The sequence below is a fragment of the Desulfonatronum parangueonense genome, from assembly GCF_054656975.1.
Map to the genome: position 1 here is coordinate 770,202 of NZ_BAAHXH010000003.1, position 23,413 is coordinate 793,614.

Genomic DNA, 23,413 nt, shown 5'->3' on the forward strand with positions numbered 1-23,413 from the left:
TATTTTCAACGATCCGCATAATCATGCCCAACATCTCAGGCATCGTAAAATCCATCCAGGACATCATGCGCAAGGACGCCGGGACCTACGGCGATGCCCAGCGTCTGGAACAGCTCGGCTGGATGTTCTTTCTGAAAATTTTCGACGACCGCGAAAAGGAGATGCAGCTTCTCCGCGACGCCTACCGCTCCCCGCTGCCGGAGAATCTGCGCTGGTCCGCCTGGGCCGTGGACGAGGAGGGCATCACCGGCGACGCCCTGCTGGATTTCGTCAACAACGCGCTTTTGCCCAAACTCAAGTCCCTGACCGTGGCCGGGGACAAGATCAGCGGCCTGATCCGGATGTCTTTTGAAGACGCCAACAACTACATGAAAAACGGCACGTTGATGCGCCAGGTGATCAACAAGATCAACGCCATCGACTTCAATGCCTCGGATGACCGCCACATGTTCGGCGACATCTACGAAAAGCTGCTCAAGGACCTCCAGTCCGCCGGCAACGCGGGCGAGTTCTACACCCCCCGGGCCGTGACCCAGTTCATCGTCGAGCAGGTCGACCCCCGCTTGGGCGAAACCATCCTCGACCCGGCCTGCGGCACCGGCGGCTTTCTGGTCTGCGCCATCGAGCACCTGCGCAAACAGGCCAGAAGCGAAGCCGACGAACAGACCATCCAGGAGTGTTTCGCCGGGATCGAGAAAAAGCACCTGCCCCACGTCCTGTGCATCACCAATCTGCTCCTGCACGGCATCGACGTGCCCGCCAATGTCCGCCACGACAATACCCTGGCCCGCCCCCTGCGCGACTGGGGCCCCAGGGAGCGCGTGGACGTGGTGGTCACCAATCCGCCCTTCGGCGGCATGGAAGAGGACGGCATCGAAGCCAACTTCCCCGCCGAGTTCCGGACCCGCGAAACCGCGGACCTGTTCCTTGTCCTGCTGATGAAGATCCTCAAGCCCGGCGGCCGGGCCGGACTCGTCCTGCCCGACGGCACCCTGTTCGGCGAAGGCGTGAAAACGCGCATCAAGGAAGCCCTGCTCACCGAATGCAACCTGCACACCATCGTCCGCTTGCCCAACGGCGTCTTCAACCCCTACACCGGCATCCGCACCAACCTCCTGTTCTTCACCAAGGGCTCGCCCACCCGAGAAGTCTGGTACTACGAGCACCCGTATCCGCCCGGAGCCAAGAGCTACAACAAGGGCAAGCCCATTCGGATCAAGGAGTTCGAGGCCGAGCGGGCGTGGTGGGGGAGGGAAGAGGACGGCTTCTCCGGCCGCGTGGAGAATGAACGGGCTTGGCGCGTGCCCATCGACCGGATCAAGTCCGGAAACTACAACCTGGACCTGAAAAATCCGCACAACGCCGACACCGGCCCGGGAGACGTGGAGCACCTGCTGCCGGAATACGAAAAGCTGCTGGAGCAGATCGCCGCAACGCGGGGCAAGCTGAAGGCGCAGCTTATGGAGGCACTGAGTCGATGAAAAAGAAGAACCCGACATCGATGCAGCAGGGTGACTTCGAGTCGCTGGTGGCCGTCATTGTTCAGATCCACCACGAAGCTCAGGCATATGCCACCAAGGCGGTCAATGTCGGTCTCACCATGCGGAACTGGCTCATTGGACGGCAGATCGAAGTTTACGAACGGCAGGGCATCGACCGTGCCGCCTACGGCGACAAACTCATGGACACTCTCGCCCGGCGCCTCGCGACACAAGGCTGGGAGCGCTGTGATCGCCGAGAACTTTACCGTTTTCGGAAGTTCTACCTTGCCTATCCCAACATAATGGAGACACTGACTCCACAATCGGTTTGGTTGCCGCAGTTGACTCCGCTCATGGCATTTTTGTCTGCTACAACCAGGCCAAATCGGGAGTCACTGTCTCCCGAATCTGAAATTGTGGAGACAGCGTCTCCACAATTGGCCCCCGCCCAGCCCGACATCCTGCATCGACTCTCCTTTTCCCATCTTGCCGAATTGATCGAACTCCCCAACGACACCCAGCGTCGCTTCTACGAGATCGAGTGCATGAGGGGCAATTGGTCGGTCCGGGAACTCCGTCGCCAGATCGCCAGTCTCTACTACGAGCGGAGCGGTCTTTCGAAGGACAAGACCAAGCTCTCCGCCCTGGCTCATGCCACAGCGGAAACCCTCCAGCCCTCCCAGATCATTCGTGATCCCTACATTTTCGAATTCCTCGGCCTGCGCTCCCGCGATGTCATGGGCGAATCCGCCCTTGAAGACGCCCTGCTTGACCGCCTCCAGGATTTCCTTCTCGAAATGGGCCACGGCTTCTGCTTGGAGGCCCGGCAAAAGCGCATCCTCATCGGCGATGAGTATTTTTTTGTCGACCTCGTCTTCTACCACCGCGTGCTCAAGTGCCACGTCCTCGTTGAACTCAAGACCGCCGCCTTCAACCACGAACACCTCGGCCAGCTGAATACCTACGTGGCCTACTACAAGAAGTACGAAATGACCGAGGGAGATCAGCCCCCCGTCGGCATCCTCCTCTGCACACGCAAAAACGAAGCCCTCGTCGAGTTCGCCCTCGGCGACCTGCCTAACACGTTGTTCGTCTCCCGCTACGCCGTGGAGATGCCGGACAAAGCCGCCATGGTGGCTTTCCTCAAACAGCTCGGCAAAGAGATCGGCGATGGGAACTAAGCGCATCACCCAGCGGCCGTCCGCGGATCAAACCCCGCAGGCAATTGCATCCGAGAGCGGCCATGATTTCGACGACATCCTGGAATTGGCCCACGCCGTGAACGAACTGCATTGTCAGGCGGCTGCCAACTGTGCGCCCATGGTGCGGGACATGATCCGGAGCCGAACGCAGGATCGACAACAAATCGAACACATGCTCGACCGTCTCCTCGACTGTGCCTACATTCCGGAAGGTCTCGCACTCTTCCGCTCTCTCTGCCGCTACTATTATGCTATGGACCCAGCCGCTACCGCCAGTTATGTCCACGCCTACCGCGAAATGTGGGACAGCGAGGAATCCGGAAAAGAGCAGGTTTCATGAAACTGGAAACCTTCTTCGAAAAATTCAACCTCTTCGCGGGCGCGCCGGGGGCGGTGGGGAAGATGCGGGAATTGGTGCTGGATTGGGCCGTTACAGGGAAATTGTGCACCAACGATTTAGATTGCTGGAAAGAAGCAATATTAGGTGATGTCATCGCATTGATTTCAGGCCAACATTTGTTGGGTCATGAACAAAACGATGAGGGGCGAGGAGTGCCTTATCTCACAGGCCCAGCAGACTTTGGAAGTAAAAGTCCAATTCCCACACGCTGGACAGAGCACCCCAAAGTCATAGCCCAACCTGGTGATATCTTAATCACGGTTAAAGGATCAGGAGTCGGAAAAACTAACATTCTGTTAGATCAGCCAACGGCCATAAGCCGACAGCTTATGGCCGTCCGTGTTGTCGATGCCGAACCAGGCTTCGTCCACATTGTTTTGAAGAGAGCTGCCGGATACCTTCAAAACGCCAGGACAGGAATAGCCATACCCGGAGTTGGCAGGAAAGACATTTTGAACTTGAAATTAGTCCTTCCACCCCTCCCTGAACAACGCCGGATCGTGGCCAAGGTGGATGAGTTGATGGCGTTATGTGATCAACTGGAGGCGCAGCAGAAGGAACGGGAGACCAGACACGCCGCCCTCGCCCGCGCGGCCCTGGCTCGCTTTGCCGACGCCCCCACCCCGGCCAATCTCAATTATCTTTTCCACCCGTCATACACGATTTCACCCGCTGACCTGCGTAAAGCAATCCTCTCCCTGGCTGTGCAGGGTAAACTTGTGCCGCAAGATCCGGATGATGAGCCGGCGGAAGATTTGTTCGCTCGGATTAAAGGCACCAAAGAACAGCTCATTAAACAACGAAAGATTAAGCGCACTACTGTAGAACCTAATCCAATCGGCGATATGTGTGATACGCTTCCATCCGGCTGGCTGTGGACACGATTGGGGAACATCTTTGATGTCCGCGATGGAACTCATGACACGCCGAAATATACGACTCAAGGTTTTCCACTCATTACGAGCAAGAACATATATTCTGGAAGACTTTTGTTTGAAGGAGCCAACTTCATATCGGAAAATGACCATCGCCAGATTTCGGAGAGGTCACGTGTTGACCGAGGTGACATCCTCTTTGCGATGATTGGCAGCATTGGAAATCCCGTCATCGTGGACACCGACCGAGAGTTCAGCATCAAGAACCTTGCACTGTTCAAATACTACTCTACAGCCGATTCGGAGCCGAGCTTTCTTCTCCTATATCTCAAACTCGTATCCGAAGAGATGCGAGAGAAAGCTGCTGGTGGAGTTCAGTCATTTGTTTCCCTCGGATTCTTGAGGAACTATCTATTTCCCCTCCCACCCCTCGCCGAACAACGCCGGGTCGTGGCCAAAGTAGATCAACTCATGGCCCTGGTGGACGAGTTGGAAGCACAGCTTGCCGCCTCCCGTGTTATGGCCGCGAACCTTCTTTCCGCCCTGGTTGCCGAACTCACCGGCACCACCAACGGCCGCAACGTTTCCTCCTCGCCCGTCAAGCCCGCTGCCTCCGCGCCACGACCCGCAATCCAGCCGGTTCCATCAGCCCCCACTGCTCCGGCATCGAAGCCTTCAGGCCCGGCAATTCCAGCTACAACCGCCGTACCCCAAACCGCCCGCACCCTGGCCGAACTGCGCAAGGCCGCCGGACTGTCCCAATCCGCCGTGGCCAAGGCCATGGGCCTAAACCCAATACTGTTCACTTTGATCAAAAAAATGTCTACAATGAGCCATCTCAACCAGAGGAGGTGGCGAGATGGCACGCACGGTTGCAGAACTTCCCAAGGGGAGTCGGATTACAGATTATATTGGATTTGGAGTATTGGCCACTACTTTCCCCCTGGGCAAGGTCAAGCAGATTCTTTCCGATACCGGAAAGAAAAGCATCCGCGAAAGGGAGCTTCCGGCTCATGTTGTTATTTACTATGTCATGGCCCTGGCTTTGTATATGCAGTCCTCTTACCGAGAAGTTCTTCGGTGTTTGCTTGAGGGAGTTCAATGGTTGAGGGGAGAAGACGTCAACCTGAAGATTACAGGGAAGTCGGGCATATCCCAAGCACGTACTCGCCTGGGAGTGGAGCCAATGATGCGGTTGCATGACGAACTGGTCAAGCCGATTGCAACCGAAGCGACCCGCGGGGCTTGGTATCGATCGTGGCGCGTGGTCAGCATCGATGGGAGCTGCATGGACGTAGCGGACGAAAGCGTGAATGCTGAGGAGTTTGGTCGTCCTGCCTCGAAGAAAGGCGTAAGCGGCTTTCCACAAATGCGATTTGTTTCGCTTGTGGAAAACGGAACGCACGTGTTGTTTGGCACGAAGATGGGTTCCTACGGAACGAGTGAACGAAAGCTGGCGGCGCAGGTGATAGAGCACTTGCAGCCAGGGATGCTCTGCTTGGCCGACCGTGGTTTCTTTGGATATGATCTCTGGAATTCTTCCCATGCCACCGGGGCTGACTTGCTGTGGCGAGTAAAGAAGAACTTGGATTTGCCCATCTTGGAACGCTTGTCCGACGGTTCCTACCTCAGCATGGTATTCAAAACCGCCAAGGACCGCCGTCATGGGGTTGGAACGAAGGTGAGAGTAATTGAATATCAACTTGTCGGAATTACGGATGCGGAGCCATTGTATCGACTCATGACCACGATTTTGGATCCGGCCAAGGCACCGGCGCAAGAATTGGCAGCACTGTACCATGAACGTTGGGAGATTGAGACGGCCCTTGATGAACTCAAGACACATTTGAGAGGAGCCAGGGTGGTTCTTCGGAGCAAGACTCCGGATTTGTGCAGACAAGAATTTTACGGGCTCTTGATGACTCATTTTGCAATTCGTGGCTTGATGCATGAAGCGGCTTTGAGCGAGGACATTGATCCTGATCAATTGTCGTTTGTTCATTCAGTAAAGGTTGTGCGCCGGAAGCTTCCGCTTTTCGGCGCTTTTCCCCCCTCAACAGTGGATGGAGTTTCACAAGCCAATGCTGAGGGAAATCTTGGATGAACGTGTTGTCTCGAGTCGAAATTGTAAATGTCCACGGGGCGTAAAACGTAAGATGAGCAGCTACTTAGTGAGACCGAGAAATTCTAAGCCTGTGCCCGTACCAAGTTATAATAGTTGCATTAAAATTGTTTAAATGAACAGTATTGGGCCTAAACCAAGCCTACATCTCGCAGATGGAAACCGGCAAACGCACCATCTCCGGCGAGCAGTGTCGTCAATTGGCGGAGATATTGGGTGTGAGTCAGGACATGATTCGTGCATAGCCACGAATGCGTCAAGAAAAGGAAATTGCGAAACATCTTGGTCTACACTACATGACATTGAGCAATATCATAATGATAGACGACAACATGCAAGCACGCTCTGTCCTCCCCCCCTCGCCGAACTCACGCCAAAGGAATGAACCATGCCCATCAAGCACGCCATTTGGAAGGTCGGCTCCCCGCCGACGCCGTTGCCCACATCTAAGCTGATCAATGAGCATCAGTTGGAAGATATGATCATGACCGTGCCACAAATCCTTTCCAGTGAGTGGATGCTGATCGGTCGCCAGGAGCAAACAGGATTTGGCGGCAGGATCGACCTGCTGGCCATCGCCCCAGATGCTTCGCTCGTCCTGATCGAACTTAAGCGAAACAGGACCCCGCGTGAGATCGTGGCCCAGGCGCTTGATTACGCCTTTTGGGTGGAGACGCTTACCGCAGACAAGATCGCACAAATTTACCAACGATTTTCAAAAGGAGGCAATCTCGATGCTGCCTTCAAAGAACATTTCAAAATTGAACTTGATGAAGAAACGCTCAACGCTTCACACCAGATCCTCCTCGTGGCGGCAGAACTTGACGACTCGACCGAACGCATCATCTCCTACCTCAACGCCCGCGACATCGCGATCAACGTCCTTTTCTTCCAGGTCTTCCAGAACGGCCCCGAACAGTTCCTCAGTCGTGCATGGCTGATCGACCCAGGCGAAACGCAGGCCAATGTAGCCGTAACGACCAAGACAAAAGGCGACAAAGAGCCCTGGAACGGCGAATACTACGTTTCTTTCGGTGGTGACTGCACTTGGGAAGAAGCGAGAACGCATGGATTCATCAGTGCGGGAGGAGGAAGTTGGTATACTCGAACGCTCAAGCTGCTCTCACCTGGAGACCGGGTGTGGGTAAAGATTCCAGACAAAGGCTATGTCGGAGTCGGTCGAGTGACAGAATCGGTGCAGTCAGTGAACGAATTCATGCTCGAGAGCTCCGACGAAAAACGCTTTGCCATGGATGTTCTTTCAACATCAGACAAGCTTCGCAGTCACGCTGGCGATCCAGATCTGTCCGAATATTTCGTCCGCATTAAATGGCTCGACACTGTTCCAGAAAGCAAGGCGGTGAAAGAAGTTGGCTTATTCGGCAATCAAAACACGGTCTGCCAACCAACGACACCCAAATGGCGCCATACTGTGGAACGACTCAAATTCTTCTTTCCAGAATGGAATGGGGATAAATGTAAAGCGTTACAGTAGTTGAGATTCATTTGAAGAATGAACTGGCCGCAAATGGAACATAGGATAAATATTCTTTCGTGAAGGACATCAAGCAGGGTTTCACCCGCTATTTCAACAAAATTCGGGGCCGGAAAGGCTTTTTCTGGGGCGAGCGGTTCAAGAGTCTGATCGTGCAGGAGGGGGCAAGTCTGGTCAATTTGCTGGCCTACGTGGATCTCAATCCCGTGCGGGCCGGTCTGGTGCATAAGCCCGAGGACTACCGCTGGTCCGGCCTGGGGTATCTGGTGCAGCGCGGCAACCGGGACGGCCTGCTGGATCTGGACCTGGGCTTGAAGGAGTGGAACGAGCTGGAGCCGAAGGAGATCATCCGCAAATATCGCCGGTTTGTTTACGAGACCGGGGCCATGGATGCCGGAAAGGGCAAACAGCTTGATCCCGAGCTGGTCAAACGCGAGCGCAAGAAAGGATATCGGCTCTCCCGAACCGACGTTTTCCGCCATCGCTGCCGCTATTTCACGGACTCCGGCATCATCGGCACCAAGGAGTTCGTGGCTGAAGTCTTCGACGGGGTGAAACACCTGCTGGATTCAAAGGACACAAGGAGGTTCACGCCAGTCAGCGGGGTGGACGGCGTGTTTTCGATGAAGCGGTTGCTGGCATAACACGTTGAAAAACTCCCAATTGCTGCATCGCCGCAATAAGTTCAAACTCTTACGTATGTATTAATACGCTTCGACCTTGATTGATTGCTAGAATGGTTGAGGTCAGATCATTGATTGTTGCTTGTGACAACGCCAGGCGCATCGGTTCGCTTCGTCGGCATGCAAGTCGCTGCGGGGGGGGCTCCGAGGACGGCGCGCTATGCATCTGCCTGATTATCCTCGGCATCCAGCCGTTCCAGAATCTCCAGCGCCCGATTCACATTACCCGTCGCCGCCAAGGCCCGAAAATGGTTTTCCGTATCCCAGGCCGCCAGCGCATGCGCGCTCAACTCCTCAATCAGCTTGTTCGTGCTCAAGCCGCGGCTCTTGGCAAGCGCCTTCAGGCGCTGCGCCGTATCCTCGGGCAAACGGATAGTCAATGTACTACTCATGGCCACTCCTCTAAACATTGTGCTGGTGTCAGGATGCGTAGCGAGCCGAGGTGCAACTCGCCACGGCCAACATCCCGCACGTTGTGCGTGACAATCGCCTCGGCATTACCCGCCAAGGCCAACTCGATCAGGTGATTGTCGGCCTCGTCCGGCAAGTTTGGCCGCCAGCCGTAATAAATTGTGACCCAACGGCCGCGTTGGGTTAGAGCCGCCAAAACTTCAAGACGCTCCGTCGCCGAAGTTGCGTCGCCCCACACCGGGCGATCCAGCAAATCGCGATACTCAAGCCACAGCGCGTTGCCGAACAAAGGCTCATAACGCCCCATCAACGCACGTCGCAACACCTCACGCGAAGCGCCCCGCGCAGAACGCAAACCCGCCACGAAAACATTCGTGTCAATCACCAAGGAAATCATAGTGACAGCATATATGCCATCAATTGGCATTGCAAGGATCGTGGCAAGAAGGGCAATAGAACACCGAAGCTGCCACGGATGCGGAGATCGTGAAGCGGTACAAGAAGCAGTTCGGCGAGGATGCCGAAATCATGCCGCACCAAGTGCAGGATTACCGCCGTCGGCTGGTCAGTCTGGGAGCGTTCGTGAAGGACATCAAGCAGGGTTTCACCCGCCATTTCAACAAAAGTCGGGGCCGGGGCTTTTTCTGGGGCGAGCGGTTCACCCTGTTAAACAGACCTTCGGTCTACGGCTTGCTTTGATGACGGCAAAGTTTTCCTGGTGCGTCTGATCGTTGATGATACTGCGAATCCTGCCGTTGTGGTGACGGCCTACCGCACCAGCAAAATCGAGAAATATTGGAGGCAGCAATGAAAGTAACCTATGACCCGGAAGTGGATGTGCTGAGGATTATGCTCAACAGCGCTCCGATCGAGGAGAGCGACGAGGAGAAGCCGGGCGTTATTCTGGACTACGACAAAGACGGCAATGTCGTCGGCATGGAGATTCTCGACGCGTCCCAACGGGTGGAAAATCCTCGCGGCGTGGAGTACGTCGTCACTTCCGAACCCGTGCTCGCGGTTGGAGAAAAAACAAACGATACGTACGGCAAATAGCGGGGTCGTGATCGGGGGTAGGACTTTGTTTGGGATCTTGACAACGGGATGTGTCTGTGCGCTTTTCGACAGAAAAGGCGATGGGAACGCACGAAGTGATCTAAGTGATCTGTCCGTATTTTCACAAAAAGGCAATAGGGGCTAAATATGCTTATCGCCGACAGTCTGCCATAAGGAAACAGTCGAGCGACTGCTGGAGCAAATTCGGCGCCTGGATCCGAATCAACGCGACATAGAAAAACGCCCCCGCCTCGAAACCCTTGTCGATGCCGGTCATGGGCCTGCTGGCTGCGTCGACCGGATTGCGCCCGGATCGTTCAGGACGCGCTTCTGCACTTCAACGGTGAACGCTATCACATGATCGCCTGGGTCGTGATGCCCAACCATGTCCACGCGCTGTTCCAAACCCTGCCGGAGTGGAGCATGAACACCGTGGTCGGTTCATGGAAGACGTTTACTACCAACGCCATTGGGCGGATAGTCCGCAAATCGCACAAACCGCTGCCCCGCATCTGGCACCCCGAGTTCTGGGATCGCTTCATCCGCGACCAGAACCACTTCGCCGCCGCTTTGTCCTACATCCACAACAACCCGGTCAAGGCCCGACTTCAACCCGCCCCGAAGACTGGCCCTGGAGCAGCGCCGGAAACGCAAAACCTGGGAACGCGGGACTCCGCACCCGCTCTTCAAAACCCTCGAGTGCAGAGCCTCGCGTGCCCAGCAATAAATACCCATGAACACCGAAACCTTCTTCCAAAAATTCAACCTCTTCGCCGACGCGCCTGGAGCGGTGGCGAAGATGCGGGAGTTGATCAGGGATTCCAATGAGCATGGGGCAGTTCTACTTTCAAGAAGAATCCGTGGTGGAGGATGAATCGGTGTCCTGGCGCATTTTGTCCAGCCAGGTTCGCAGTCGCAGAAGGTTGTTGTCGGTAATGCTTTCGATCCGGGCCAGCGTGTCGGGGTCGATGTATTTGAGATCAATGCGCACATAGAGCATGTTCACGTTCAAGACGTCGTAGATGTTGCGCCACTGGCCTTCCACACGCAGACTGAGCTTGGGATTGAAGAGGTAGTTGCCCTGGCGCATCCGGATGAACAAGCGGCGATTGTAGGGGCCGTCCCGATGCACTTCGTTTTTTGAAAGGATGCTGGAGATATAGGGCCGTTTCTTGCGGCGCTCCGGCAGGACGCTTTCCGGAAAGGGTTCCAGGATCTGGATGAAATCGGCTGTTTCGAAGCAGCGTCCACCCTGGTGGAGGTACTTGTAATCGAATCGGGTGTAGAACATGGCCATCATCAGGTTGAAGAGAAAAAAGTCCATGCTGATGTTGTCGATCTTGATCAGCTTTCCCTCGACCTGGACGGACATGCTGTCCGGCACCAGAAGATGGTAAAGCTCCGGCAGCTTGTGGACCGCATATTTGGGCTGCATGACGGCCTGCTCCAGGACGATCCGGAAGGCATTGAAGCCCGCGCTGTTCACGCAGGAGGTGTCCGCTCCGGCCTCCAGCAGGCGCTTGACCAGATCGGCGTTGCCCATTCGGGCCGCGTTCATCAAGGGGGTCTGGTTGAAGACGTCCCGGAAATCCACGCCAAAGTCATCCACCTGACGCATGACGGCCAGGCTTTGCTTCAGTTCGTAGGTATAAAAGTGCTTCTGGTTCAGGATGGTCAGGCCCTTTTCCGGTTTGTCCGCGGGGCCGAAACCAGCCTTGCGCAAGTCATGGAGCCGCTTTTGGTCATTGTAGACCAGGGCGTAGTCAAAAAGCTGCAATCTGGACTTCTTTTCGCCTGAAACCATGGCGTTGTGTTCCAGGGTCTCCAGGGTCTCCCCGGCAAGCACTTTCCAGGGCGGAGTCTTTTGCTTGAGAATATCGCGGCGGATTGCCTCGGCCTGTTCCTGTTTGCCCTGCAACTCCAGTTTGTGCGCCTCCTGACGCCATTCATCCAGGCTGGATTGGCGACTGTCCAGATCCAGTTTGCCGGTCAGAACTTCCAGACCAAGCAGGGCATGCAGGTCGTGATCCGGCTTTTCTTCAACCCAGAACAGATTGGTTACGGCCCTGGTCACGGCCACGTACAGGGCATTGATATAGAATTTGTAAATTTCCAAGGACTTGTCGCTCTTGTCCTTGGCTCGACCGTAATTCAGCTCTTCACCCATGAGCTGGTCCGGGGTTACGCCGCTGGTGATTTCGGCAAAGCGCCTGGTCGCGGAGGAGGTGAAGTTGAACAGAATCGCATTTTCGTACTCCAGGCCCTTCGCTTCCTGAATGGAAAAGACCAGGGGGCTGCCAAAGGCGGCCTTGGCCGCGGCTTTTTGCTCCGGATGGAGAACGATCACCGCGTACCGGGTAGAGGTCCTGGCCCGTTGGCCCAACTCCCGCAGTCGGGTCGGATCGCCGCGCAGCAGCAAGACCTTGCCCGGATCACGGGCCGTACTGTGGACCAGATAGTTGCTTTCCCGGTCCACGGAACCGAAGCGGGCGTTTTTCAGCTTGAGGATGCGATTGGCCAGTTCGGTGATTTCCGGCGAGTTGCGGTAGTTGGTGTTCAGGATGCGGATCAATTCCGCTGGCGGCCCGGCATCTTCCTGGGCGTAGAAAAAGCTTTTCACCCTGGCCCAGGAAAAGAAATTCGGGTGGACGATCTGGTTGGAATCGCCGCACAGGATGAAATTGCGAATTTTGTGCAGGGAACGCAGGATCAACTGGAGTTGAACCGCCGTGATGTCCTGGACTTCATCCACCACGACAAAGTCGTAGCGGGGCTGCACCAGATCGGCGTAGGCGTGGCTGAGCATGTTCACGTCAAAGCAGCCCTGGTCCTTCAGCAGACGCAGATATCCACGAAAGACTTCATAGATGTCTTGGCGCAAGTCCGGAGGATAGATGGACTGCTTCACCCCAAGATCCAGATACCGGTCCAGGGAGAGGTAGGCCTCGTCCGCGGATCCCGTCAGAACGCCCTTGAACTCCTCGTAAAGCTGATGTGCGTCCCGCAGCTCCCGGGACAGGCGCTGGCGGGAAACCCAGGATTCAAATTCCCGGAAGGTCAGCTCCCGGCCCTGAGGAACCCGAATGCTTTCCAGAAATTCCTTGTAGGACAGGAAGTCCATGTTCTGGGCCTCGTTGGCATATCCATGGGCATGGTAGATGTTGCGGGCGCTCTGGACCAGATACGGCGAGGTGGTGACGTAGAGCACGTCCCCGGCCGCCAGTTTCATCTTTTCCAGGGTCAGGGCCGTCTTGCCGCTGCCGGCCGACCCGATCACGATCAGCGGAGGCGGGACCGCGAACACGGCCTGTTGCAGGTCGTCGAAGGAGAGGATTTTATCCAAAAGATGAAAGGAGGAACTGGCCGGGTTCAGGTAGACCAGCTCATTGGGTTGCTCGGCGCCGGGATCGGTCAAAACGGGGATCTTGTCTTCCTGGATCGTTGCTCCCCGCAGGAAACGGGATTTTTCATAGGCATGATTGGGAATGTGTTCCAAGGCCAGGATGCAGGTTTCGTCCTTGTGCCGATAAAGCGAAAAGAGCAGCCGGTCGGCCTTGTCCAGTCGAGCCCGATAGAGATTCGGGGCGAGCTTTTTGACTTCCGCGGAACGGAAATCGCCTTTCTCCAGAAAGGATGTAATTTTCTTGAAGTTGGGTATCTTTTTGGGGGCCAACTCATTGTAAACAAGAACTTTCAAGGAATGTCCTCCATCGGTTCATCTATCGCGGCTTTGCACTAAAAGTTGTAACTATTCAGCAATTTGATGTAGAGCTTGTTCTAATTTCATGTTGATTCTTTATCACCACGAAGGGCACGAAGAGCACGAAGGAAGAAAAGAAGCGGCGCACCGCGCATTCGCAATACTCTTACCGAAATCCATCCGCCGTAATCTTCGTGTCCTTCGTGTTCTTCGTGGTTGATCATCTTGAACATGGATTAGCTGAGTAGTTACCTTGAAGTGATCAATTCGCGGCGGATGGCTGTTTGAGGTGTTTGCCATTGGATATTCCGGCCAAAAGTTTGCCGATGTTCTGACAGCTAATCAGTCCCGGCAAGCAACCCTGGTAAGCAGCAACGGTCCAAGGCCACCGGGAGCAGCTTGACCGGAATTGTAATCCCGGCAATATCGATGACCCTTCTTTCGACAACCCAACTGGGCGGGAATCTATCTGAATCGGTTATCCAGGAAAAGCCATCATGATTGTGTACCATTTCTGGGGCGGGACATATTCAGATGTCGCTGCAATGAGTCCAGAACCGTTTCTTTGCCTGAAGGAAGGATTCACAACCTGTTGTTGCGCGGTCTCCGTCTTCTGGTCTCTGGTCCTGTTCTCTTGTCCTGTTCTTTGGTGCTGTTCTCTGGTGCTGTTCTCTGTCGGGTACAAACCGCTTGCACCCGACTCATTTCCATGGACGGCAGATACTGTTGCGCAACCTTTGTGACATTGCGCGGAGGACCAACGTTGAAGCATGAACGCGCGCAGGTTGAAGTGAATCGGTTTTTGTTTTAGGCGTCTGTTGGCAACAACTCGGATTTCCAATACACCGTGATTGCTGTCATGTTGCCGGGAGAGAGCCTTTTGTCTCCAGGATACATTTGCTTGCTCGCAACTATTCAGCACACCCTTGCAAGCCGGGAAATGAACCGGCGTGCGAGGCTGTAAAACCTCCCTTTCACTGACAACAGACATCTTTAGAATACCAGACAACGAACCTATCACGACGCTGCCCCGTTTCCGAGGACGGATGTGCGGCGGACAACCAATCGACATGAGGATTGATCATGAACGATGTATCACGTCCCTGGACCAAGTATTATGGTTCCCATGCTTCAGCAGACTACGAGCCGCCGGTCATGGCGATTCCGGAATTGTTGCGCCAGGCGGCGCAGAAGGATCCGAACCGCAAGGCCGTGGTTTTCCAGAACTGGTCCATGTCCTACGGCGAGTTTGATCGTCTGGCCGGAGTCATGGCCGCGAACCTGCGCGCGATGGGATTGCGTCCCGGGGCGCGGGTGGCTGTCCTGCTGCCCAATCTGCCCCAGACCTTGATCACCTATTACGGGGTGCTCAAGGCCGGGGGAGTGCTGGTGATGATGAATCCGCTGTACATGGAAAAGGAACTGTACGACCAGCTTGCGGACAGTGGAGCCGAGTTCATGGTCACCCTGGATTTGCTCTGGTCGAAGATCGAAGGGCTGCGCAGCAAAGTGCAACTGCGCAAGATTGTCGTTACCAGCATTGCCGACGCTCTGGGATTTCCTCTGCGCCAGCTCTACAAGGTCAAGGCCTGGAAGCAGGGAACCGGCACGGACGTGCCCTACGGCGACAATACCGTAGTCAAATGGAAAGAGGTTGTTCAGGGTGGGGAAACCTATTCCCATGTCTATTCCGATCCGCGCCGTGATATAGCCATGCTCCAGTACACCGGCGGCACCACGGGCGTGCCCAAGGGCGTGATGCTCACCCATTACAACCTGACCGCGGATGTCCAGCAGTGTCTGGCCATGCTGCCCAACTTGAAAACCCAGCAGCATACCCTGCTCGCGGTTCTGCCTTTTTTTCACATCTTCGGCCTGACCGTATGCATGAATCTTTCCGTGGCCCTGGCCGCGACCATCATTCCCTTTCCCCGGCTGGTGGTGGACGATTTGCTGAAGGCGATTCAAAAGTACAAGCCCTCCATTTTTCCCGCTGTACCGGCCATTTTCGTGGCCATGATCCAGCACAAGAAACTGGCCCAGTACAAGTTGTCCTCCATTGACTACTGCATCTCCGGTTCCGCGCCCCTGCCCGTGGAGGTGATGAACAAGTTTGAAAGCATCACCGGTGCGCAGGTCATCGAAGGATACGGCCTTACGGAAGCCGCTCCGGTGACCCATCTCAATCCTCTGGACGGACAGCGCAAGCCCGGCTCCATCGGCATTCCCGCGCCGGGCACTGATGCGGCCATCGTGGACATGGAGGGCGGCGCCGTGCCGGTTCCGCCGGGTAAAATTGGGGAACTGGTGGTCCGGGGGCCCCAGGTCATGCTCGGCTACTGGAACTGTCCGGACGAGACCGCCTGCACGGTGCGCAACACCTGGCTGTACACGGGCGACATCGCCACCATGGACGAAGACGGCTTCTTTTTCATCGTGGACCGCAAGAAGGATCTGATCATCTCCGGCGGGTACAACATCTATCCGCGAGACGTGGACGAGGTTCTCTACCAGCATCCCAAGGTCAAGGAGGCCGTGGCTGTCGGTATTCCGCATCCCACTCGGGGCGAGATTGTCAAGGCTTTTATCGTGCCCAAGGACGGAGAAGTTATTGAACAATCAGAGATCATTGAATTCTGTTCCCAGAAGCTGGCCAAGTACAAAGTTCCCAGGCGGGTGGAGTTCCGGACGGAATTGCCCAAGACCCTCGTCGGCAAGGTGTTGCGCAGGGCATTGCAGCAGGAGGAGATGGAGAAGGCGGCCCAGTCTCGACGCAAGGGTGGAGATAGAAGGGCCAAAGGGTAGAGACGGGTGGGGTCAGGAGGGTGCGTCCAGCCAGTCCAGCAACTCCAGGGGAGTCTCCAGCACCCGGCGCGCTCCGCTGCGTATCAACTCTTCCCGGCCTCGAAAGCCCCAGCCGGCTCCCAAAGCGGTCATCCTGGCGGAACGTGCCGTGAGCATGTCCGCATCCGAATCGCCGAGAAAGAGGATTTGGTCCGGAGCAAGTTCAAGGTGCGCGGCAATTTCCAGGGCTGCTGTCGGATCCGGTTTGCGCGGCCGTTCCGGTTTCGCGCCCATGACCGTTCGAAATTTCGTGGACGGGAAAAAATGCGCCACCATGGCCAAGGCGGCGTCTTCCGGCTTGTTGGTCAGGATCGTCATGGGGACGTTTTGAGCCTCCAGCCCATGAATCAGTTCCGGAACTTCGGCATAAGGTCTGGTTTTATCGGCCCAATGCCGGGCGTATTCGTTTCGCATGTCTTGCACGAACCGGGCAATATGCGATTCCTCGCGCAGTTCTTCGGGCAGAGCCCGCGTCACCAGCATGGTCATTCCGTCCCCGACGAACCGGCGATAGGCGGAGACCGGGTGGGGGGGGAGATTGCCGCGGGTCAGCACAGTGTTCATGGAGTCGGCCAGGTCTTCAAGGGTGTTCAGCAATGTGCCGTCCAGGTCGAAAATCACGCCGTGATGAGAGTTGTGAGAGGCCATTTTTGTTCCTTCAGAGGTTTTACAGGGGTATCCAGGATCTCATGCTCAGCAAGTAATCAGTTTGCCCGGATTTTTTCCGCACGTCGAGAGCTTTTCCGGCCAGACGTAGGTAACTACTCAATAACTCCGGACAGTGAATCCTAGAAAAAACACCTGGACCCCGGCCTGCGCCGGGGTGACGACCGAGAGAACTCGCTTTCGAGGTACTCCACTCCGTCATACCGGCGCAGGCCGGTATCCAGGCAGCACGGATCCGCGGTGGTTGGTTGCCCTGCCTTATTGAGCAGTTACAGACGTAGTTCAGAGGTTGCGTTGGGTTGCTGGCGGGCGTGTTGCACGGGACGGAAGCTGAAGCCTGAATCTGGTCGGATCGCGTTGCCGTGTCGGTGCCGGCGAGGTGTAGTGACATACAGTGTCAAAGGGAGACGGGGATGACCGTTGCATGCAGAGTGAGCCTTTGGGGATTGTGCGTCCTGTTGCTGATACAGCCAGTCCAAAGCCTGGGAGGAGAACCGATCCGGGTGGGCATGTCCGGAGCGTTCAGCGGTCCGATCCGGGCCTTGGGGATTGAAGTGTACCGGGGGGCCATGGCCTACTTCGAGCATGTCAACCGCCAGGGGGGGATCAACGGACGGCCCGTAGTGTTCTTGGCGTATGACGATGCTTATGATCCGGCGATCACCCTGGAAAATACGCTCAGACTGGTGGAGCGGGATCAGGTGGACGTTTTGTTCAGTTTTATCGGCACGCCGACGGTGAGTCGCATTCTCCCCCTGCTCAAGGTTTACGAGTCACGAAATATTCCCCTCTTTTTTCCGGTCACCGGAGCCGAACCGCAGCGCCGGCCGCCCTATGAACAGTTCGTCTACAATCTTCGGGCTTCCTACAGTCAGGAGGTGGAGGCTCTGGCTGAGGAATTCATCAAGCTGGGCAAGACGCGATTTGCCATCCTGTATCAGGCCGACTCCTACGGCCGCAGCGGCTGGGACGGCCTGCGCAACGTCCTGCAGCGGCATGCATTGAGCATTGTCGAGGAAGCCACCTTTCGACGCGGGTTTCAATTTGAGCAAAGCATGGAGGAGCAGGTCGGCATCCTGCGCAGGGCGGAGCCGGAAGTGGTGATCAGCATCGCCACCTATGGCGCGGCGGCCGCGTTCATCCGCGACGCCCGGGACCAGAGCTGGGATGTTCCGGTAACCAACGTATCCTTTGTGAGCAGCGAGAGCATGCTTGACCTGTTGCTGGAACAGGAAAAAATGACCGGCGGCAGCTACACGCACAATCTGGTCAATTCGCAGGTGGTGCCCAGTTATGAGGATTACTCCATGTGGGGCGTGATGGAGTATCGCTGGATCATGGACAATTGTTCATGCGAGTCGCCCATGCAGCTCAAGCCGGATCCGTATAAGCCGCGACGGTACAGTTTCGCCAGTTTTGAAGGGATGCTGAACGCAAAAGTTTTCACGGAAATGGTGCGAAAAATTCCGCTTGATCGGTTGTTTGAAAAGGCTGCGCCGGATGCGGATTACGCGCTGCTCATCCATCTGGGCATCGGAAAACCGATTGTTCTTGGTCCAGGTCATCGCCACGGAATGGACACGGTCTACTTTGCCACTGTCCGGGATGAGCGGTTCGTGCCATTGACGGACTGGGGCGCGTTGAGCCAACAGGAGCGCCCATGAAATCTTCCAGATTGTTCCGCAAGGCATTGCTGGCCATGGTGCTTGTCTTCGGCGCCATGGCCACGGGCTCGTCCTTTTATTCCGGTTGGACTCTGTACCGGCAATTGATGCTCGAAAACGAAAGCAAGGCCGTGGCCATTGCCCGGAGCATCGCCAATTCCAGCACCGAATTGCTGCTGGGCCGGGACGCGGCGACCCTGCAAGGGGTGATCGACCAGTATTTGGAAATCAAAAACGTGGCGTACGTTTTTGTTTATGACCGCTCCGGCGACATTGTCTCCCACACCTTCACGCCAAGGGTTCCCGAAGAGCTGATGGGGCTGTACGACTCCTCTTTCACGGACGGAGTGCTGCACCACGACGTTGTCGTTCAGAAAGTGACCCTGCCGTCCATGGGCCGGGTTCTGGACATTTCTCATCCCATTCTGGGCGGTCTTGCCGGAGACGTGCATGTGGGCATGGACCTGGACAGCATCACCGCTTTCATCTGGAGAGAAGTGCTCTTGCAGCACGGCATGTTCATTCTTTTTTTCCTGGTGGGCATCAGTGTGGCTTATGTCATGATGATCCGAATTTCCTACCCTCTGACCCAGCTCACGGATTACGCCAAACGGGTGGCGGATCATGATTTCAACGCTCCGATGCATGTCCGGTCCACGGATGAGATCGGCGATCTGGCCATGACCATGCAGCATATGGCCCGCCAGCTGGAAGAGATGATTTCCGGGCTGCGCGGGCGGATCCGAAAAGCCACCCAGGAAATCCAGGAGAACCTGATCTTTTTCAACGCCATCTACATGAACATGGCCAACGGCATGGTCGTCTACGACCTGCAGGGCAATCTGCAGCAGTTCAATCCCGCGGCCCGAGAGATGCTGGGGCTTTCCGAGGCTGAATTCGCGACAAAAAGCATCCCCGAGTTGTTTGGGGACGAAGTAGGGGACCGCATCCATTCCATGATGCGAATGATTCGTGATCAGAAGTTTGGTGCCAATCCAGGCTCCCGTGACGGGATTGCTCATGGTCCGGAACAGAAAGTGCGTTTTCAGGCGATGATCCAGAAACATGACGGAAAAAAAATGGACATCGAATTGGCCTCGACGACCCTGCGGGTGAACGACGAATGCTTTTTCATCATTATTGTCCGAAACATCACGGCGGCGAAAAGGGCGCAGCGGGCCTTGAAGCATGCCCATCTCGTCCTGGACCGCCGGGTCAAGGAGCGCACAAGCGAACTGCACACCGTCGTGGACCAGTTGCGTGCGGAAATGAATGAACGTCTCAAGGCCGAGACGGAATTGCTCCAGGCCAAGGAGGCTGCCGAGGCGGCCAACCGGGCCAAGAGCGAATTCGTGGCCAACATGAGTCATGAGATCCGGACCCCCATGAACGGGGTGGTGGGCATGACAGAACTGCTGTCCAGGACCGAGCTGACCGATCAGCAACGCCACTTTACCCAGACGGCTAAAAAATCAGCGGAAGCCCTGCTGGGGATCATTAATGACATCCTTGACTTTTCCAAGCTCGAGGCCGGCAAGCTTTCCCTGGAATGCATTCCCTTCAATCTTCGGGTGATCATCGAGGAAATGGCTCATTTGCTGGCAGCCAGGGCCGAGGAGAAAAATCTGGAGTTCATCGTTCGCTATCCTCCTTCCTGTCCGGACAAATACGTCGGTGATCCGGGGCGGATCCGTCAGGTCCTCACCAATCTACTGGGCAATGCCATCAAGTTCACTTCGCAAGGCCATGTCTATCTGGGTGTGGACTGTATGGAATCAGGTCCGGGACGCTATCAGTTGCGGATCACCGTGGAGGACACCGGCATCGGAATAGATTCCCAGATGATCCGCCACATTTTCGATTCCTTCACCCAGGGAGATCAGTCCACCACGCGCAAGTACGGCGGAACAGGGCTGGGCCTGTCCATCACCCGGCAGATCGTTGAACTGATGGACGGAAACATCCAGGTCCAAAGCCGGATGGGACAGGGGTCGACCTTTACGGTAATCCTGGATATGCCCCAGGCGGAACAGGAAATCGACGAAATCCCGGCAAACGTGAACATGGATTCCCTGCGGGTTCTGGTCGTGGACGACAATGCCGTGAATCTGGAAATTCTCGAAGAGCTTCTGGCCGGCTGGGGAATATCCTGTACAACGACCAATTCCGGTGAGCATGCCCTGGAACTCTTGGGCCAGGGCGTCCGGACGGAAAGAGCGTACCATATTGCCATCCTGGATTACCATATGCCGGGCATGGACGGCGCGGATCTGGCCGGCCGGATCAAGGCCGACCCGGATCTGGCTGGAACCAGGCTGGTTCTACTCAGCTCCATGGGTCAGCGAGGGGACGCCAAACGGATGGAGCAGATCGGTTTCGCCGCCTACCTGATCAAGCCGGTTCTCCAATCCCATCTTTACGATACGCTGGTTCTGTTGGCCGGCCAAGATCAGCCGGACGGCGCTTCCCTGATCACAAGGCACCGCATTGTCGAAGCCAGGGCTGCCCAGAGCAAGCGTGGCCATGAACACAACAGGCTGTCCGGCACGGTGCTGCTGGTGGAGGACAATCCGGTGAACCAGGAGGTTGCCTCGGGCTTGTTGCGTGAATTCGGGCTTGACGTGGATCTTGCCGAAGATGGCTTGAAAGCCGTACAGGCGGTGCGGGACAGGCAGTACGGCATTGTCTTCATGGACTGCCAGATGCCGAAATTGGATGGGTTTGAAGCGACCAGACGAATTCGGGCCCTGGAATCCGGAAGCCGCCGGACTCCCATCGTGGCCATGACCGCCCACGCCATGGCCACGGACAAGGAAAAGTGTCTGGCAGCCGGGATGGACGACTATCTGGCCAAGCCGGTCAAGACCGACGATCTGTACCGCGTTCTTGAGAAATATCTTTCCGTGTCGTTGCCGAAAGCAGCGGGGGGGGCCGGGGCGGAGCGCTCGGATACAGACCCGGCGTCAGGCTTATCGGACACGATTCAGAACAAGGCCATGGCGCTCTTCGGCAAACACACCCCGGCCTTGCTGGACCAACTGAAAATCGCATTGGAAGTTTGTGATGCGAAAAAGGCCCGGATGTGCGCCCATACCCTCAAAGGCAGTGCGGCCAACCTGCGTCTGGAGAAAGTGCAGGCCCTGGCCGAGGAACTGGAAGCAGTCCTGGAGCTGGGCGACTGGAACGAAGCCAAGGCTTTGCATGCGAGGTCCGAAGCGCTGGTCGCGGCCATGTTTCCGGCGTACGCCGGGGGCCAGCTCAGCGATGACGAACAGGATCCCGTCTCCGAGGAGAAGGCCATGCACGCCTTTGCCGAAGCGATCAGGAACCAGGCTGAGGACGAGATTGCGATGTCCCTGACCGCCCTGCAAAGTGCTCTGAAGGCCCGGAATGTGGGCCGCATCCAATCTGTCAGCGCGGAATTGGAATCGTTCTTCAATCGCGAGGGACGATCGGATGCCGCGATTTTTCCCCGGATCTTGCGCGGCCATGCCGAGAATATGAATTTGTCCGCCTTGCGCAAGTCACATGCATTTCTGAGTCGGATAGAGGAAAAACAATGAGCATGAAAACTGTTTTGGTTGCCGATGATTCGCTGAGCAACCTGCAGCTTTTATACAACATTCTCTCCAAATCCGGGTACATGGTCCTGGTTGCCGAGGATGGTGCCGAGGTATTGGAGATCATTGAGGAAGAGACGCCGGACATTTTTTTGCTGGACGTCATGATGCCCGGCCTGGACGGATTGGAGCTGTGTCGCAGGATCAAGCAGATTGGCAGGTTCGCGGCCACGCCCATTGTCTTCATCACGGCCAAGAATTCCTCTGAAGATATTGTCGGCGGCTTCTCCGCCGGAGCCGTGGACTACATCACAAAACCCTTCAATGAGGCGGAAATCCTGGCTCGCGTGCAGACGCACGTCAGATTGCACGACGTGCTTCTGGAACTGGAGCGATTGCGTCAACTGGCCCTGGATGCAAACCCCTTGACCCAGTTGCCTGGAAACAACTCCATCCTCAAGGCGATATCCGATGCAATGAAGGACAGGCAGGAAGTGAGCGTTGTTTATGTGGACATCGACAATTTCAAGGCGTTCAACGACAAGTACGGTTTTGCGGCCGGGGATCAGGTTCTGCGGTTCACGGCCAGTAAGCTTGTCACGGCCGTGGAAGAGGTTTGCGGCAAGGGGGGGATGGTCGGGCATGTGGGGGGAGATGATTTCGTCTTCATCGCACCATCGCACTGCACCTTGGATGCAGTCAAACTGTTAATGCGCGAGTTCGATCAAGGCATCAGGAGCTTCTATGACGCCCATGACCTGGAAAAGGCGGAAATCAGGGTCAAGGACCGCACCGGGAACCTGCGGACATTCCCCTTGATGAGCATCAGCCTGGGGGTGGTGGAAATACAGCGCGGCGTGTTCAATCATCATCTCGAGGTCGCCAGCATGTGCGCCGAGGTAAAATCAATGGCCAAAAGCATTGCGGGCAGTTCCTTTTTCGTGAATCGTCGCGAGCACAACAATTCAGTCATTCGGGAACGCAAATCCGGTGATTTGGAAGGGAAGACGGGCAAACCGGATCTTGGCTGAGGGGGGGTAATCAATGCCGGATAACTGCACGGCACGTTCTTCCTCAGATAATCGGGATCGGGTTCAGGATCGGGATGGGATCGGAGTCGGGATCGGAGTCGGAGTCGGGATCGGAGTCGGAGTCGGGATCGGTATCGGAGTCGAAATCAGTTTCATAAAAATGGAATCCCTCTCCACATGGCTACATTTTCGAAACCGATCCCTATACCGACTCCGATTCCAATGC

17 protein-coding genes and 2 pseudogenes are annotated in these 23,413 nt (G+C 56.1%); 15 read left to right on the plus strand and 4 right to left on the minus strand.

Features of this window, described 5'->3' with window-relative positions; all coding sequences use genetic code 11:
* Window positions 1-23 precede the first annotated feature (23 nt).
* The 8 genes and pseudogenes from ACYQ15_RS03930 to ACYQ15_RS03965 all read left to right on the plus strand — a co-directional run.
* Window positions 24-1,481 (plus strand): type I restriction-modification system subunit M, encoded by a 1,458-nt coding sequence (locus ACYQ15_RS03930; RefSeq protein WP_459936223.1) that lies wholly within the window; start codon window positions 24-26, stop codon window positions 1,479-1,481.
* On the plus strand, window positions 1,478-2,662 hold the full coding sequence (locus ACYQ15_RS03935; protein WP_459936224.1) for a PDDEXK nuclease domain-containing protein: 1,185 nt from the start codon (window positions 1,478-1,480) through the stop codon (window positions 2,660-2,662). Before ACYQ15_RS03930 ends, ACYQ15_RS03935 begins: the two co-directional genes overlap by 4 nt.
* On the plus strand, window positions 2,652-3,023 hold the full coding sequence (locus tag ACYQ15_RS03940; RefSeq protein WP_459936225.1) for a hypothetical protein: 372 nt from the start codon (window positions 2,652-2,654) through the stop codon (window positions 3,021-3,023). The genes ACYQ15_RS03935 and ACYQ15_RS03940 overlap by 11 nt, the downstream gene beginning before the upstream one ends.
* A gap of 62 nt (window positions 3,024-3,085) precedes the next feature.
* Window positions 3,086-4,450, plus strand: a pseudogene (locus ACYQ15_RS03945) (restriction endonuclease subunit S); the annotation flags it as partial.
* Window positions 4,451-4,817: 367 nt separating this feature from the next.
* A complete protein-coding gene (locus ACYQ15_RS03950; RefSeq protein WP_459936226.1) occupies window positions 4,818-6,062 on the plus strand; it encodes an IS4 family transposase in 1,245 nt (414 codons plus the stop codon).
* 143 nt (window positions 6,063-6,205) lie between these two features.
* Window positions 6,206-6,325, plus strand: a complete 120-nt coding sequence (locus ACYQ15_RS03955) for a helix-turn-helix domain-containing protein (protein ID WP_459936227.1) — start codon at window positions 6,206-6,208, stop codon at window positions 6,323-6,325.
* Between the two features lie 143 nt (window positions 6,326-6,468).
* A complete protein-coding gene (locus ACYQ15_RS03960; RefSeq protein ID WP_459936228.1) occupies window positions 6,469-7,575 on the plus strand; it encodes an endonuclease NucS domain-containing protein in 1,107 nt (368 codons plus the stop codon).
* 53 nt (window positions 7,576-7,628) lie between these two features.
* Window positions 7,629-8,219, plus strand: a pseudogene (locus tag ACYQ15_RS03965) (transposase); the annotation flags it as partial.
* A 197-nt stretch (window positions 8,220-8,416) separates the two neighbouring features.
* Here ACYQ15_RS03965 and ACYQ15_RS03970 read toward each other — a convergent pair.
* Window positions 8,417-8,650 (minus strand): ribbon-helix-helix protein, CopG family, encoded by a 234-nt coding sequence (locus ACYQ15_RS03970; protein ID WP_459936229.1) that lies wholly within the window; start codon window positions 8,648-8,650, stop codon window positions 8,417-8,419.
* Complete coding sequence (locus ACYQ15_RS03975) at window positions 8,647-9,096, minus strand: putative toxin-antitoxin system toxin component, PIN family (protein WP_459936230.1); 450 nt, start codon at window positions 9,094-9,096, stop codon at window positions 8,647-8,649. The genes ACYQ15_RS03970 and ACYQ15_RS03975 overlap by 4 nt, the downstream gene beginning before the upstream one ends.
* A gap of 59 nt (window positions 9,097-9,155) precedes the next feature.
* Here ACYQ15_RS03975 and ACYQ15_RS03980 point away from each other — a divergent pair, with 59 nt between their 5' ends.
* The 3 genes from ACYQ15_RS03980 to ACYQ15_RS03990 all read left to right on the plus strand — a co-directional run bounded on the left by ACYQ15_RS03980 (window position 9,156) and on the right by ACYQ15_RS03990 (window position 10,550).
* Window positions 9,156-9,368 carry a hypothetical protein gene (locus tag ACYQ15_RS03980; RefSeq protein ID WP_459936231.1) on the plus strand — a complete coding sequence of 71 codons (213 nt, stop codon included), beginning with the start codon at window positions 9,156-9,158 and terminating at the stop codon, window positions 9,366-9,368.
* Between the two features lie 108 nt (window positions 9,369-9,476).
* Window positions 9,477-9,722: a DUF2283 domain-containing protein gene (locus tag ACYQ15_RS03985; protein WP_459936232.1), complete on the plus strand. Its 246-nt coding sequence runs from the start codon at window positions 9,477-9,479 to the stop codon at window positions 9,720-9,722.
* 288 nt (window positions 9,723-10,010) lie between these two features.
* The gene (locus ACYQ15_RS03990; RefSeq protein WP_459939545.1) at window positions 10,011-10,550 is read left to right on the plus strand and encodes a transposase; all 540 of its coding nucleotides are present in this window, start codon (window positions 10,011-10,013) and stop codon (window positions 10,548-10,550) included.
* Window positions 10,551-10,569: 19 nt separating this feature from the next.
* Here the strand turns inward: ACYQ15_RS03990 and ACYQ15_RS03995 are convergent, their stop codons facing one another.
* Window positions 10,570-13,419, minus strand: a complete 2,850-nt coding sequence (locus tag ACYQ15_RS03995) for a UvrD-helicase domain-containing protein (RefSeq protein ID WP_459936233.1) — start codon at window positions 13,417-13,419, stop codon at window positions 10,570-10,572.
* 1,086 nt (window positions 13,420-14,505) lie between these two features.
* Between ACYQ15_RS03995 and ACYQ15_RS04000 the strand changes: the two genes are divergently transcribed.
* Entirely contained in the window at window positions 14,506-16,227 is a 1,722-nt protein-coding gene (locus tag ACYQ15_RS04000; protein ID WP_459936234.1) for a long-chain-fatty-acid--CoA ligase, read from the plus strand.
* Between the two features lie 12 nt (window positions 16,228-16,239).
* On the opposite strand, the gene ACYQ15_RS04005 is transcribed toward ACYQ15_RS04000, so the two are convergent.
* Window positions 16,240-16,914: an HAD family hydrolase gene (locus tag ACYQ15_RS04005; protein ID WP_459936235.1), complete on the minus strand. Its 675-nt coding sequence runs from the start codon at window positions 16,912-16,914 to the stop codon at window positions 16,240-16,242.
* 431 nt (window positions 16,915-17,345) lie between these two features.
* Here ACYQ15_RS04005 and ACYQ15_RS04010 point away from each other — a divergent pair, with 431 nt between their 5' ends.
* From ACYQ15_RS04010 to ACYQ15_RS04020, 3 genes are read left to right on the plus strand one after another with little or no spacing between them, the layout of a single operon-like run.
* Entirely contained in the window at window positions 17,346-18,596 is a 1,251-nt protein-coding gene (locus ACYQ15_RS04010) for an ABC transporter substrate-binding protein (RefSeq protein ID WP_459936236.1), read from the plus strand.
* Entirely contained in the window at window positions 18,593-22,159 is a 3,567-nt protein-coding gene (locus ACYQ15_RS04015; protein WP_459936237.1) for a response regulator, read from the plus strand. The genes ACYQ15_RS04010 and ACYQ15_RS04015 overlap by 4 nt, the downstream gene beginning before the upstream one ends.
* Window positions 22,156-23,187, plus strand: a complete 1,032-nt coding sequence (locus ACYQ15_RS04020; protein WP_459936238.1) for a GGDEF domain-containing response regulator — start codon at window positions 22,156-22,158, stop codon at window positions 23,185-23,187. Before ACYQ15_RS04015 ends, ACYQ15_RS04020 begins: the two co-directional genes overlap by 4 nt.
* Window positions 23,188-23,413: the final 226 nt, after the last annotated feature.

Bases quoted from the DNA above. Each gene is read 5' to 3' on its own strand.
- ACYQ15_RS03960 (WP_459936228.1), top strand. From the start codon at position 6,469: ATGCCCATCAAGCACGCCATTTGGAAGGTCGGCTCCCCGCCGACGCCG.
- ACYQ15_RS04020 (WP_459936238.1), top strand. From the start codon at position 22,156: ATGAGCATGAAAACTGTTTTGGTTGCCGATGATTCGCTGAGCAACCTG.
- ACYQ15_RS03950 (WP_459936226.1), top strand. From the start codon at position 4,818: ATGGCACGCACGGTTGCAGAACTTCCCAAGGGGAGTCGGATTACAGAT.
- ACYQ15_RS03940 (WP_459936225.1), top strand. From the start codon at position 2,652: ATGGGAACTAAGCGCATCACCCAGCGGCCGTCCGCGGATCAAACCCCG.
- ACYQ15_RS03970 (WP_459936229.1), bottom strand. From the start codon at position 8,650: ATGAGTAGTACATTGACTATCCGTTTGCCCGAGGATACGGCGCAGCGC.
- ACYQ15_RS03975 (WP_459936230.1), bottom strand. From the start codon at position 9,096: ATGCCAATTGATGGCATATATGCTGTCACTATGATTTCCTTGGTGATT.
- ACYQ15_RS04005 (WP_459936235.1), bottom strand. From the start codon at position 16,914: ATGGCCTCTCACAACTCTCATCACGGCGTGATTTTCGACCTGGACGGC.
- ACYQ15_RS03985 (WP_459936232.1), top strand. From the start codon at position 9,477: ATGAAAGTAACCTATGACCCGGAAGTGGATGTGCTGAGGATTATGCTC.
- ACYQ15_RS03930 (WP_459936223.1), top strand. From the start codon at position 24: ATGCCCAACATCTCAGGCATCGTAAAATCCATCCAGGACATCATGCGC.
- ACYQ15_RS04010 (WP_459936236.1), top strand. From the start codon at position 17,346: ATGACCGTTGCATGCAGAGTGAGCCTTTGGGGATTGTGCGTCCTGTTG.
- ACYQ15_RS04000 (WP_459936234.1), top strand. From the start codon at position 14,506: ATGAACGATGTATCACGTCCCTGGACCAAGTATTATGGTTCCCATGCT.
- ACYQ15_RS04015 (WP_459936237.1), top strand. From the start codon at position 18,593: ATGAAATCTTCCAGATTGTTCCGCAAGGCATTGCTGGCCATGGTGCTT.
- ACYQ15_RS03935 (WP_459936224.1), top strand. From the start codon at position 1,478: ATGAAAAAGAAGAACCCGACATCGATGCAGCAGGGTGACTTCGAGTCG.